At 62.9% G+C, this 12752-nt stretch carries 14 protein-coding genes; 7 read left to right on the plus strand and 7 right to left on the minus strand.

The annotated features are described in order from the left end of the window. The first annotated feature begins 59 nt into the window (after positions 1–59). Positions 60–1763 carry a DEAD/DEAH box helicase gene (locus tag ONR57_RS03090; protein ID WP_265121753.1) on the plus strand — a complete coding sequence of 568 codons (1704 nt, stop codon included), beginning with the start codon at positions 60–62 and terminating at the stop codon, positions 1761–1763. Positions 1764–1833: 70 nt separating this feature from the next. Further along, positions 1834–3147: a hypothetical protein gene (locus tag ONR57_RS03095; protein WP_265121427.1), complete on the plus strand. Its 1314-nt coding sequence runs from the start codon at positions 1834–1836 to the stop codon at positions 3145–3147. Positions 3148–3183: 36 nt separating this feature from the next. On the opposite strand, the gene ONR57_RS03100 is transcribed toward ONR57_RS03095, so the two are convergent. Next, complete coding sequence (locus ONR57_RS03100; RefSeq protein ID WP_265121428.1) at positions 3184–3978, minus strand: ParA family protein; 795 nt, start codon at positions 3976–3978, stop codon at positions 3184–3186. Positions 3979–4059: 81 nt separating this feature from the next. Next, positions 4060–4491 carry a hypothetical protein gene (locus ONR57_RS03105; protein ID WP_265121429.1) on the minus strand — a complete coding sequence of 144 codons (432 nt, stop codon included), beginning with the start codon at positions 4489–4491 and terminating at the stop codon, positions 4060–4062. Positions 4492–4545: 54 nt separating this feature from the next. Here ONR57_RS03105 and ONR57_RS03110 point away from each other — a divergent pair, with 54 nt between their 5' ends. After that, on the plus strand, positions 4546–5508 hold the full coding sequence (locus ONR57_RS03110; protein ID WP_265121430.1) for a diacylglycerol kinase family protein: 963 nt from the start codon (positions 4546–4548) through the stop codon (positions 5506–5508). Between the two features lie 363 nt (positions 5509–5871). Beyond that, positions 5872–6126: a WhiB family transcriptional regulator gene (locus ONR57_RS03115; protein WP_265121431.1), complete on the plus strand. Its 255-nt coding sequence runs from the start codon at positions 5872–5874 to the stop codon at positions 6124–6126. Between the two features lie 137 nt (positions 6127–6263). Here the strand turns inward: ONR57_RS03115 and ONR57_RS03120 are convergent, their stop codons facing one another. Both ONR57_RS03120 and ONR57_RS03125 read right to left on the minus strand, forming a co-directional pair. Continuing rightward, positions 6264–7814: a sensor histidine kinase gene (locus ONR57_RS03120; protein ID WP_265121433.1), complete on the minus strand. Its 1551-nt coding sequence runs from the start codon at positions 7812–7814 to the stop codon at positions 6264–6266. 23 nt (positions 7815–7837) lie between these two features. Then, a complete protein-coding gene (locus tag ONR57_RS03125) occupies positions 7838–8053 on the minus strand; it encodes a biotin/lipoyl-binding carrier protein (RefSeq protein ID WP_265121754.1) in 216 nt (71 codons plus the stop codon). Between the two features lie 190 nt (positions 8054–8243). On the opposite strand from ONR57_RS03125, the gene ONR57_RS23485 reads away from it, so the two are divergent. Beyond that, on the plus strand, positions 8244–8318 hold the full coding sequence (locus ONR57_RS23485; protein ID WP_374116389.1) for a 50S ribosomal protein bL37: 75 nt from the start codon (positions 8244–8246) through the stop codon (positions 8316–8318). Positions 8319–8376: 58 nt separating this feature from the next. On the opposite strand, the gene rsrA is transcribed toward ONR57_RS23485, so the two are convergent. The 3 genes from rsrA to ONR57_RS03140 all read right to left on the minus strand — a co-directional run bounded on the left by rsrA (position 8377) and on the right by ONR57_RS03140 (position 10383). Continuing rightward, the gene (gene rsrA / locus ONR57_RS03130; protein WP_265121434.1) at positions 8377–8682 is read right to left on the minus strand and encodes a mycothiol system anti-sigma-R factor; all 306 of its coding nucleotides are present in this window, start codon (positions 8680–8682) and stop codon (positions 8377–8379) included. Beyond that, on the minus strand, positions 8682–9338 hold the full coding sequence (locus tag ONR57_RS03135) for a sigma-70 family RNA polymerase sigma factor (RefSeq protein WP_374116390.1): 657 nt from the start codon (positions 9336–9338) through the stop codon (positions 8682–8684). The genes rsrA and ONR57_RS03135 overlap by 1 nt, the downstream gene beginning before the upstream one ends. A 199-nt stretch (positions 9339–9537) precedes the next feature. Beyond that, the gene (locus ONR57_RS03140; RefSeq protein WP_265121435.1) at positions 9538–10383 is read right to left on the minus strand and encodes an SOS response-associated peptidase; all 846 of its coding nucleotides are present in this window, start codon (positions 10381–10383) and stop codon (positions 9538–9540) included. A gap of 80 nt (positions 10384–10463) precedes the next feature. On the opposite strand from ONR57_RS03140, the gene aroA reads away from it, so the two are divergent. Both aroA and rsgA read left to right on the plus strand, forming a co-directional pair. After that, positions 10464–11756, plus strand: coding sequence for a 3-phosphoshikimate 1-carboxyvinyltransferase (gene aroA / locus ONR57_RS03145; RefSeq protein ID WP_265121436.1), 1293 nt, complete (start codon positions 10464–10466; stop codon positions 11754–11756). Then, positions 11753–12751: a ribosome small subunit-dependent GTPase A gene (rsgA, locus tag ONR57_RS03150; protein ID WP_265121757.1), complete on the plus strand. Its 999-nt coding sequence runs from the start codon at positions 11753–11755 to the stop codon at positions 12749–12751. The genes aroA and rsgA overlap by 4 nt, the downstream gene beginning before the upstream one ends. Position 12752: the final 1 nt, after the last annotated feature.

Below are 12752 nucleotides of genomic sequence, written 5' to 3' on the forward strand. Positions count from 1 at the left end.
TGGACCAAGCACCCCGAGCGCCAGTGAGGCGCCGCGCAGCGGCGCGGTTCACAGCGCCGCTGCGCGGCGCAACAACAGAAAGGCAAATCCTGAGCAAGTTCACGAAAGACACAGGGATCTCCGGGCCGCCCGGCGGGTCATCTACAGGCAAGACTGTCACTGCAGATGCCCGCGCACTCACTGAGCCCCACGAATCTCCGACATTTGCCGAACTCGGCGTCCTCGGGGACATCGTCCGCGCACTCAATGAGCAAGGCATTGAGCGGACATTCGCGATCCAGGAACTCACCCTGCCCCTTGCTCTCGCTGGCGACGATCTTATCGGTCAGGCGCGCACCGGCATGGGCAAAACCTTCGGGTTCGGCGTGCCGCTACTGCATCGCGTCGCGGCTGGGGCTGCGCCACTCAATGGGACTCCGCGTGCCCTCGTAGTCGTTCCGACCCGCGAGCTGTGCATCCAGGTCACCAAGGATTTAACCGCGGCGGGCCGCTACCTTCGTGCCGGCGCGGACGGCGCACCGCGCCCACTGAGTGTTCAGGCGATCTACGGCGGCCGCCCCTATGAAGAGCAGACCTCCGCGCTTGAGAGCGGCGTCGATGTCGTGGTCGGCACACCTGGACGCCTGCTCGACCTCGCAAACCAGAAGCATCTGCGCCTCACCGGGGTTTCGATTGTCGTTCTCGACGAAGCCGATGAGATGCTGGATCTCGGCTTCTTGCCCGACATCGAAAAGATTCTCAGCCGCGTGCCAGACGAGCGTCAAACGATGCTGTTCTCCGCGACGATGCCCGGCCCAATCATCACACTAGCGCGGACGTTCCTTAATCAGCCGACACATGTGCGCGCAGAGGAGGCCGACTCTTCCGCGGTCCACGACCGCACTCGGCAGTTCGTATATCGTGCGCACGCCCTCGACAAGCTCGAACTAGTTTGCCGTGCTTTGCAGGCACGAGACCGCGGCGCCGCGATGCTTTTCACCCGCACCAAACGCCAGGCTGACCAGCTCGCACGCGATCTCGAAGAACGGGGTTTCGCGGTGTGCGCTGTGCACGGTGATCTCGGACAGGCCGCACGTGAGAAGTCGCTGCGCCGCTTTCGTTCGGGACGCGCCAACGTGCTGGTGGCCACCGATGTTGCGGCGCGTGGAATCGACATTGAGGACGTCACTCACGTGGTGAACTACCAATGTCCGGACGACGAGAACACCTACGTTCACCGCGTTGGCCGCACCGGGCGCGCTGGCCGCACGGGCACTGCGGTCACACTGGTCGATTGGGAAGATCTCGATCGGTGGAAGCACATCAGCCAGACACTCGGCATCGGCATTGACGAGCCAACAGAGACCTACTCGACGTCCCCCCATCTGTACAGCGATCTGGATATCCCCGAAGATGTGACCGGTCGCGTGGCATCGCCCACTCAAGAGGGTGAGGCAGTCGCCGCGGAAAGCGCTGATGCGAAGCCGGACAAGCGCGCTGCCCGGGGCAAGCGCAGGCGCACGCGCGGCGGAAAGAGCACGCAAGGCGGGAATCTAGACGCGGAGGCCCCGGACACCGCACCAGGTCTCACGTCAGCGCCCGACAGCCCACCTGGCCCGGCCGTGCCATCTGGGCCAGGTGGGCCGTCCGGACCGAAAGAGGGCCGCACACAGCGGCGCCGCAAGCGGACCCGGAGGGGTGCACCGAGTGCAGCTGACGACGCTGGGAAGACCGACAGCACGGTGCGCGATAGTCACGCCGCGCCTCAGGTGAGCTCAGAATGACGCTCGGCGTTCCTCTCGGCGCTAGATTCTCAAAGGCAGGTTCAGGCGCTGCTCGCTGGCTGCGCTGACGATGCCCGTCACCCCGGAGCGCCGCACTCGCGCTGACCTCGTCGCCGCATTGCTTATTACTGTCGTCGTGACAGTTGTGGCGCTCGTGATCTGGCTGCGCAGTGACTACCGGCATACTCAGCTGGAAGTTGCCAGCCCGCCTGTACCAGCGGTCGAACCCGCCACCGCCGCACCCACCGCGGTGCAGGAACTGTGGGCGGCACCCAACTCAGCGGCGGGCCAGCCCGTTGTCGTCAACGGCGCCGTCGTCAGCGCGGAGGGTGGCGCCGTTATGGGCCGCGCTGCGGGGACGGGTGAAGTCGAGTGGCGGTATCAGCGAAACCGCGTGCTGTGCTCGGTGACGAACCGCGACGACGACATCATCGCGGTTTACCGCACGGCGCGCGGCTGCACCCAGGTAACCGTCCTCGATGCATCGACGGGAAATCGCGGACCGCAGCGGTCCAGTGACGCGGATCAAGAGCTACTGATTCACAGCTACGGCGCCCACGTGCTGGCTTTCGGCAGCGAACGGCTCGAAGTGTGGCGCACCGATATGGTGCGCACTCTTGAATTCGGCCGTGTCGCGGCGCCGGTCAACCCGAACCGGCAGCCCCGCGGTGGGTGTGCGATCAACGATGCGCTGCTCAGCCGCGCGCGAGTGGCAACTGTCCTTCACTGCCAAGATGAGCCAGGCGAGCGTCTGGTCATGCTCAACGCTACTCCTGAGCGAAACAGTGAACCGGAAGAACTCGGGAGTGCGCTCATCACCACTCACGACGCTGCATTAGGCGCTGTGCCAGGAGCAAATGGGGCTCGAATTGCTGCCGCGTCAGCGCAAAGCACCGCGATTTTCGTGCCAGGGGATATGGCTGAACTCGTCACCTACGACACCGCCGCGACGGAGTTGGCGCGGTGGCCGCTCATCGATGTGCCCGTTGCGGAGGGCGCCGCCCGCCCCGGAGGGGCCCCAACCGTAACTGTCGATCCCGCAGCCAACGCGGCAGGATACGTCCACAACCCGACGGACACCGCCTACTGGTTTACGGGCAGGGATGTGGTTGGTCTCAGTGCGCGAGACTTCCGCCCGCTGTGGCGAATTCCTGACGCGACCGGCATCTCAGCGGTGATGGGCGGCGAACTGCTCGTGCCGACCGCTGACGGGATTGGTGTACACGATGCGAGAACGGGCGAGTTCCAGCGACTGATCGCTGTCGATCGCGGCGGCGCCAGCGCAACGGCACTATCGGTCACTGGTACCTATATCGTTGAGCAGCGCACCACGCCCGAGGCGGACACATCTGATTCGGTTCTCGTCGTGCTCGGCCCGGCCTGACACGTCTCACCCTGCTGTGGCATGACCACAAGCAGGTTATTCGTAGGGGGCGAAGGTGGACAGCGCTTCCCCACTCGCCCAGTACCCCACCAAGTTCTGCGCCAAATCCCGGTATGCGGCCGCCCCTTTGTTTTTCCGGCCAGCAAGGATCGTCGCACCGGATGCGGAGGCTTCAGCGAACCGCACAGTGCGCGGAATCGGCGGCGCGAGCACGGGGAGGCCGTAGCGATCAGATACGTCTGCAAGCACATCCCGGCTGTGGGTCGTTCGTGCATCGTAGAGCGTGGGCAACGCACCGAGCAGCGTTAGGTCTGGGTTCGTGATTTGCTGCACCTCGCTGACTGTCCGCAGCAACTGGCCCACGCCACGATGCGCCAGCGTTTCACATTGCAGAGGCACAACGACCGAATCCGCAGCAGTGAGACCATTCAGAGTCAGCACACCGAGCGATGGCGGACAATCGATCAGAATCACATCGAAGTCAGCGGCCGCCGCGTCAAGCGCCCGGCGCAGTGTGAACTCACGGCCCGGCCGCATCAGGAGCAGTGCTTCCGCGCCTGCGAGGTCGATGTTCGCCGGCAACAAAGTCATTCCGTCTGCGGTTTCCAGAAGGACGTTCGCGACCTTCTGTTCACCAATGAGTACGTCGTGTACCGATGTTTCGAGCCTGTCGGGGTCATGGCCGAGCGAGAATGTCAGGCATGCCTGCGGGTCGAGATCGACCACGAGCACCCGTTGATCGAGCGCCGAGAGCGCGGCACCGAGCGACGCCACGGTCGTGGTCTTCGCGACCCCGCCTTTTTGGTTCGCAATCGCGAGAACTCTGGTCACGCGCCCATACTTCCTGATCTGTTTCGCAGAAGCGAGGACGTTCACGGCGTTTTGCCGCCGGATTTGACAAACTGCGCAGAACTACTCTTCCGACATCCACTCACTCGAACGGCCGGTCATCAACAGCACAAGCGTGCCGACAACCACTCCCCCGAGGACGAACCCCCAGACGTACTGGTGAGAACCGGTGAACATGGAGAATACAACCGGCAGCAGGAGCAACTGCAAAACCACCGCGATCGATCGTCCCCATCGCTTCCCGATAATCAGCGCCGCACCAGCTGCCAGCACAGGGATACCCAGGAACAGGAACCACCCCGCGGTGGCAAATCCGCTAACTTCTGTGCCGCCTGTCTTCGTAATAGCGCGCGCGGTGAGCCACACCGCGAGACCGAGCAGGACGATTCCCTGCAAGGAGACGATCGCACCAGCAGCGCGTATTCCGAGCGGGACATAGAGTGCACGAGAGCCGGATGGTTTCCGGAATTCATCTGATGGGGACGTGGCGGCCACGACGACAGGGTACAGCGCCGCGGCTCGCGCCTAAACACGATAGGCTCTCACACCGTGCGTGCGCTGCTCATTGTTAATCCTCACGCGACCTCGACCACGCCTGCGGGGCGGGACCTCATCGCGCTCGCGCTCTCGAGCGCTCTCAAGCTCCGGGTCGCGCACACCGCGTATCGCGGCCACGCCGCGGAACTTGCCGCAGAGGCGACGAGCGACGGTTATCCGCTGATCATCGTGCACGGCGGCGACGGCACTGTTAACGAGGTCGTCAACGGTGTACTGGGCGCTCCACGGAGCGGCCCACTCGCAGCGATCGCAGCAACCGCTGTTCCCTCAATCGCGGTTGTCCCTGGCGGCTCGGCGAATGTGTTCGCTCGCTCACTCGGCATCAAGAACGATCCTCTGGATGCGGCCAACCAGCTGATCAACCTGGTACAGCTCCGTCATCATCGACGTATAGGTCTAGGGCACTGTGAGGATCGCTGGTTTTTGTTCAATGCGGGGATGGGCCTTGATGCCCACGTCGTGGAAGCGGTTGAAGCCAGCCGGGCGCGCGGCAAACCCGCGACGTCGGCGCGATACGTCCGCTCGGCGGTTCGGACATTCCTGCGCGAAAAACGCCACGAGCCCGCCCTCACGGTTGAACTGCCCGACGGCAGCGTGGAAGACGGTGTTTGTTTCGCTTTCGTATCCAACGCGAGCCCGTGGACGTACCTCGAAGAACGCCCGGTTATCACGAATCCCGGCGCAACCTATGACTCGGGACTCGGGCTTTTTGCGATGCGTACGACAGGATGGGTGCCGATCCTGCGGGTAGCTCGGCAGCTCGTTTTCTCACCACGCAACGGTCCACGGCACCCAGCTCTGCTGCGCACCGACGATCTCGAACAGGTGCGAATTCACAGCAGCCGCCCCATTGGTCTGCAACTGGACGGTGACTTCATCGGCCTGCGTGACGACGTCACTTTCCGGACCGCCCCAAACATGCTCGATGTCGTTGCGCCGAAAGAGCCCGCCTGACATCTTCGCGGCGCTCCAGCCTGAGATACTCCTGTGAAATCACGCACATTCGACCCCTAAAGTCAAATTACCTCTAGAGAATCTGCCCGATTTCACACAGAATTGAACCTCCGGGCGTACAAATAGATGGGTAACCACACCAGCTAGACCGAGCGCCTGCCATGCTGCGAACCGTAGCGGGTCGCGCGCTGAGTGATGTTCGTTACGACCGTCTCGGGAGTATTGAGCTTCCAACAGGTTCGTGACAGCATTTCAGTTAACGGCGTGGAAACACAACGGCTACGCGTGAATGAATTGTTGACAACCATGGTGTGACGCACTTCGGTTCCTCGTGCGCGCAACACCCAGTTAGGAGCTTAGATCATGGACTGGCGCCATCGGGCGGTCTGTCGCGATGAGGATCCGGAACTGTTCTTCCCCGTCGGGAACAGTGGCCCGGCCCTTGCGCAGATCGCGCAGGCCAAACTCGTTTGCAGCCGCTGCCCCGTCACTCCCGAATGTCTTACGTGGGCACTGGAATCCGGCCAGGATGCAGGCGTATGGGGCGGCATGAGCGAAGATGAACGTCGCGCACTCAAGCGGCGCAAGGCTCGCACTCGCGCGCGCAGCGCTGTATGACGTTTTAGTAGCTCAAAGCAGGTATTTGGCTTGGATCGTCCCGATCCAAGCCATTTTTCTGCATTTTCGTACGAGTAATAATAATTCGCGCCAAAGCGTTGTTAATTGTGAATGCCGTCATGCCAATGCGGCATTCACTAACGGCGCCGGCCGAGTGGTACGCGCAGTACTGCATCAGTGCCGCCCTCGGCACTTTCGTGCAGTCCCAAAGAACCACCGAGTTCCGCGGCGACCAGGGTGCGCACGATCTGGAGCCCGAGGCGATCCGAGCGTTCCAGACTGAAGCCTTCTGGCAGGCCATTCCCATTGTCATGGATGACGACATCCAGCCATCGGGCCGACCGCTCCGCCCTCAACACGATCTCGCCCGGGACGTCCCGGTCCCGAGTGTCATCGTCGAAATCCGCATAAGCACCCAAGTTGAAAGCATGCTCGATCGCGTTCTGCACAAGTTCGGTGAGCACCATGACTAGTGGCGTCGCTTTGTCCGCCGGCATCACGCCGAGGCTGCCTTCCCGTCGCACCGCGATCGGCTTACCTACCGTCGCCACGTCGACCATCATCGGCACCAGCCGATCGATGACGTCATCGAGGTTCACTTGCTCATCGACTGACATACTGAGCGTGTCATGAACCAGCGCAATGGAACTCACACGCCGAACAGACTCGGCAAGCGCCTGGCGGGCCTCCTCGTTCGTGGTGCGCCGCACTTGCAGCCGCAGCAGTGCCGCGACCGTCTGCAGATTGTTCTTCACGCGATGGTGGATCTCACGGATCGTCGCATCCTTGGAAAGCAGGGCGCGATCCCGGCGCTTCACCTCGGTGATGTCACGTACCAACACGAGCGCACCAGCCGGTTCGCCGTGCGGATACAACGGCAGCGCTCGGAATAGCACCGTGGCACCGCGGGCGTCGACCTCCATCCGCATGCTGGACTCACGTGCGGTAACCGCCTGAAGCCGCACGCCGAACTCTTGAGCGTCGAAGGGATCGGAGATCAGCGGACGCGTGACCGAGGAAAGGTTCTGACCTCCGATCTCGGTGGAGAGGCCCATTCGGTGGTATGCGGATAATGCGTTTGGGCTCGCGTACGCGACTACGCCCTCGACGTCGATGCGCACCAGCCCATCCCCAGCGCGTGGGCTCGACTGAATACCAACGAGGTCCTCACGCAGCGGAAAGCTTCCGTCACAGATCATTTGGCACAGATCCGCGGAGCATGCGATGTAAGCCATCTCCAATGCGCTCGGCACTCGCAGTTGGGCCAGCGACGTATCGCGAGTAAGCACGGCGATGATTTGGCCGGAATTTCGCACCGGAATCGCTTCCCGCGCCAGCGGCGTTCCCTCATGCCAGCGCGGCGTATCTTCACGCAAGATCTCGCCACGGAGCATCGCCGCGACAAGTTCAGGGTGATCGGCCCATTCCACAGAGGTTCCGACCCGGTCATGCGAATACACCGTAGGTGACGTCGTTGGGCGGCATTGGGCCACGCACACAGCGCGTGCCCCGGCTAGGTCGTCTTGCCCTTCGGCATCGTCGAGATCACCCGTAGCGACCCACATCAGGAGATCCGAAAACGACAGGTCCGCGACAATCTGCCACTCGCCAACGAGACGCTGCAGATGATTGACAGCATCACCTGGCAGGTCCGTGTGCTCGGCGAGCAGCGCACTCAATGTCGACATAGGAAGCAATCACCCGCCACGTGCTACGAAATCACGGCGATAAGGTCACCCTGCTGGATGACGTCGCCCTTGGAGACATTCACGGCACTGACCGTCCCGTCGTACTCGGAAAGGACGGGGATCTCCATTTTCATCGATTCGAGCAAGACAAGAGTATCGCCCTCACGAACCACGTCACCGACATTGACGACAACATCGAGAACCTGCGCGACCATTTCCGCGCGCACATCTTCTGCCATGAGAGCCTCCGCCATTCCGCTAGCGTCTCTAGGCTAATCGAGCGACTGCGTGTGGGGCGACACGTGGGTAAGCACCGCGATTCGCGCAGCGGAGTGAGGGCGCAGGGCCACTTGGGCTGACAGGCGTTCGAGTACACTGGACCGGCAACGAAGTGAGCCAGCGGGATGACCCGCCACAAAAGGAGTGACCATGAGCAAGCGTGGCCGCAAGCGCAGCGACCGCCGCAAGAACAAGGCGAACCACGGCAAGCGCCCTAACGCCTGATAGCAGCGAAAGTCCGGGAATTCCCGGACTTTCCTTGTTTGCGCAGTGCGTAAGCCCCCTAGTCGTCGGCAATCACGCGCCGAATCGTCACCTGCTTGCGGATTTCGATCGTTAGACGTTCACGCAGATACTTGGGAGCGCGATCACCGCCACACTTCCTTGAGAGCAACCGCTTGATCTTCTCCTCGACGCCGTAGGCCTCTAGACACGGGCCGCACTCGTCAAGATGTGCTTCAAGCCGCTTGCGCACTTCTTGGTCACATTCGTGGTCGAGTAGCAGATAGACATCGGCCATGACGGCCGCGCAGTCCACGTGATCATGTTCGAGGAACCCCTCCTCGCTGTGGTTGTCCGGTGGGGTCATCACTGCGCTTTCTCCTGTGTCTCAGCGGAAGCCTTGCTGTTCGAACGGTGGAAACCACGGTCACGGGCGACATCCGCAAGCATGCCGCGCAGTTGCTTGCGCCCGCGGTGCAAGCGTGACATCACAGTGCCGATTGGGGTGCCCATGATCTCGGCGATGTCCTTGTAGGGAAAGCCCTCGACATCCGCGTAGTAGACCGCCATCCGGAACTCCTCCGGCAGCGACTGCAGCGCTTCTTTGATGTCATCGTCGGGTAGTGCCTCAAGCGCTTCGACTTCCGCGGAGCGCAGCCCGGTGGAGCTGTGATCGGCGGCCGCGGCCAGCTGCCAGTCCGTAATCTCATCGGTCGGGTACTGTGCAGGCTGCCGCTGGCGCTTCCGGTACCCGTTGATGTAGGTGTTCGTAAGGATTCGGTACAGCCAAGCCTTGAGGTTGGTTCCTTCTTTAAAGGAACTGAATGCTGAATAGGCCTTCAGATAGGTTTCTTGTACCAGGTCTTCGGCATCGGCGGGGTTACGCGTCATCCGAAGGGCAGCCCCGTATAGCTGGTCGATGAGCGGCATGGCATCACGCTCAAACCGGGCGACCAGTTCCGCTGGCGTCTCCGCCTGCACTGATTCGCCACGAGGGGTTTCAGATGGGTTCGTTTCCGGCACTGGCTTCCCTTCGCTGATGGCAGCTTCCAAGCCTACCGCCCGCGGTACACCGGAACCGTCGGCCCATCCTGAAATCTGCCACTGCGAAACGGGATCGTCCAGGCTCAGCGCTGCGACAGCCACGCACACTCCTCATCGATCAGGACACGGACATTCCGTACGCCGGATTCAACAGCGACAGGGCCGCAGATGTTCCCGATCAGAAAAGCTGCGCTTGTTCTGGGTGCCGTTCGGCTTCCGATCCAGCCGGCTCAATAAGCTCCGGCCCCTCGTTACGCACATGGTTGACCTTGGTACTCACCTCTCGGATCTCGATGAGACTGTCAAAATCGGCCGGAGGGTGCAGAAGCTCCTCGCCGGGCGCCGAGTCCGGTGACAGCCATGCATCCCAGCGTTCCGGCGGCATCGCGAGCGGCATCCTGTCGTGGATGCTGGTAAGCGCGCCGATCGCGTCGGTGGTCAGCACCGCACAACTGAGCAGCGGTGGCGCATCTCGATGCTCCGGGTCTCGCCACACAGACCAGACGCCGGCCACATACAGGCGCGAACCATCGCGCGGCGTCATGAAGTACGGGATTTTGGCCAGTTTCTTCTCCCCGCGGCTGTCGGAGTTCTCACCTTGTACCCACTCGTACCAGCCGTCCATGGGGATCAGGCAGCGCTTGTTCTTCATCGACGACCGGAAAGCCGGCTTTTCCGCTGCGGATTCCGCGCGGGCATTAAAGAGCAGCGGTCCCTTCTTGACTTCTTTTGACCACACCGGCACCAATCCCCACCGCATCGCGCGGATGCGCCGGCGCAGCGGCGACTCGGAGTTCGCGGACTCATCATGCCGGTCCACCACTGTCGCGATCGTCGTTGTGGGTGCCACGTTGTAGCCCACGCGAACTCGCTCGGACGGCGCGTCTGCAGCACTGGGAGCACCGCTGACAGTGCTGGTTGATCGCTCCGCCACCGCGGGGCCGCCCTGCTGGGTCTCGTCGAGGGCATCGAGTTCTGCCGCGAGCGTCGCGGGATCAGCTGTTGTCGCGTATCGGCCGCACATAGCTCCATGCTGACACAGCACGGCGCCTGTGCTGGAGAGTCAGCTGTCAGATTCACGCCTCGATGCGCAAAGATAGAGCTATGACCATGTGGAGCGCTCCGACTCACCCATCCCCGATCCGTGCGACAGTCAGCATCCCTGGTTCGAAGTCGGTCACCAATCGTGCACTCATCCTTGCGGCCCTCGCTGAGGGCCGATCCACAATCCGCGGCGCCCTTCGCAGCCGCGACACCAATCTCATGATCGATGCGCTGCGCGCCCTCGGCATCGCCATCACCGAGCACCCGAGTGATCCGTCGGTGCTGGACGTAACTCCCGGACCGATGCACGGCACCGCCGTCGATTGCGGGTTAGCCGGCACCGTCATGCGTTTCCTCCCGCCCGCTGCGGCGCTGGCACGCGGCGATGTTGATTTCGATGGTGATCCGCACGCACGCAACCGGCCGCAGCGCGTCGTGCTAGACGCGCTGCGTGCACTAGGCGCATCAATCACCGGTGATGGGCTGCCATTCACCGTGCATGGAGCTGGTGAGCTCCGCGGTGGGACAGTCGATATCGACGCGTCAGGATCATCCCAGTTCGTGTCCGGCCTGTTGCTTTCGGCCGCCCGCTTTGCCTCTGGCGTTGTGGTGCGTCATACCGGCGAGCGGGTGCCGTCAATGCCACACATCGATATGACCGTAGAGATGCTCGGGGAAGCCGGAGTCACCGTCACCCGGCCGTCCGCACGGGAGTGGGCGGTCGCGCCAGGTGCGATCAAGGCGGTTGGCTGGAATGTCGAGCCTGACCTGTCGAACGCGACACCGTTCTTGGCTGCAGCAGCGGTCACCGGCGGATCTGTGACTATCCCCCGCTGGCCGCAGCAGACCACGCAGGCAGGCGACCACATCCGGGGCATCCTGTCAGCGATGGGCGCGACAGTGCACCACGACGGCGCGTCCCTCACTGTCACCGGAGCTGAGAGGCTGCGCGGCATCGATGCCGACCTCGGTGACGCTGGAGAACTGACGCCAACTGTCGCCGCGCTCGCCGCGCTGGCGGACTCGCCGTCAGAACTGCGTAACATCGCGCATCTGCGTGGTCACGAGACTGATCGCCTGGCGGCACTAACCGCGGAAATCAATGGCCTTGGTGGTAACTGTGAAGAGATTAGCGACGGATTACGCATCCGCCCCGCAAACCTCCACGGCGGAGTCTGGCACGCGTACGCTGACCACCGAATGGCAACAGCCGGAGCGATTATCGGGCTTCGGGTCCACGGCATCGAGGTGGATGACATCGACACAACCGCGAAGACGCTGCCCGGTTTCGCCGGTCTTTGGCAGTCGATGCTGGACGCCAGCGCCGAGGCTCCGGAAAGGGCGCCGCTCTGAAACGCCGCGAATTCGACGAGTCGGACGTCCGGGTACGGCCCGGGAAACGGTCGCGTCCCCGCAGTAAGATCCGGCCCGAGCATCGAGATGCGCAGCAGGCGATGGTCATCTCCGTTGATCGCGGCCGCTGGGGCTGCGTGCTCGAGAGCGGGACCGGCCAGCTCGTCACAGCGATGCGGGCCAGAGAGCTGGGCCGAACGCCGATCGTGGTGGGTGATCGCGTCTCGGTGGTCGGTGACCGCAGCGGCCAGCCAGGCACGCTCGCGCGAATTGTTCGCCTGGAGGAACGCAGCAGCGTCCTGCGACGCACCGCGGATGATACCGATCCTTTTGAGCGAATTGTTGTCGCGAACGCCACCCAACTGCTGATCGTCGTCGCCGCTGCCGAGCCGACGCCGCGGACCGGATTCGTCGAGCGAGCGCTGATTGCAGCCTACGCCGGAGGCATCGCGCCGATTTTGGGCGTCACGAAAGGGGATATCGCTGACGCCAGCTCTTTCGCAGCCCACTTCGCGGGCCTGGACCTGCCCATCGTCCAGTGCGGTATCGCGGATTCCCTCGAGGTCCTGAGCGACCTGCTCGACGGCGAGATTACGGCACTGCTCGGGCATTCTGGGGTGGGCAAATCCACGCTGGTCAACAGGATTGTTCCCGATGCTGATCGCGCTACGGGCGCGGTGACAGGGGTGGGTAAAGGCCGGCACACCTCGTCACAATCCGTGGCTCTCAAGCTCCCTCGGCATGACCACTCAAGCTGGGTGATCGACACACCAGGTGTGCGCTCATTCGGTCTGGCGCACATCAGCGCCGACGATGTTCTCGATGCGTTCGCCGACCTCATGGATGCTGTCGAGGAATGCCCGCGCGGCTGCGGTCACCTTGGGGCGCCGGAAGACCCCGAATGCGCCCTCGATGAGCTCGAGAGCGCATCCTATGCGCGTGCGATGGCAGTGCGCCGCCTGCTCGCGGCCCTGCGCACAAACGAGGCGTGGTAAT

Origin of the sequence: Hoyosella sp. YIM 151337 (genome assembly GCF_026041215.1) — a bacterium.
In the GTDB taxonomy this organism is placed as follows: Bacteria; Actinomycetota; Actinomycetes; order Mycobacteriales; family Mycobacteriaceae; genus Hoyosella.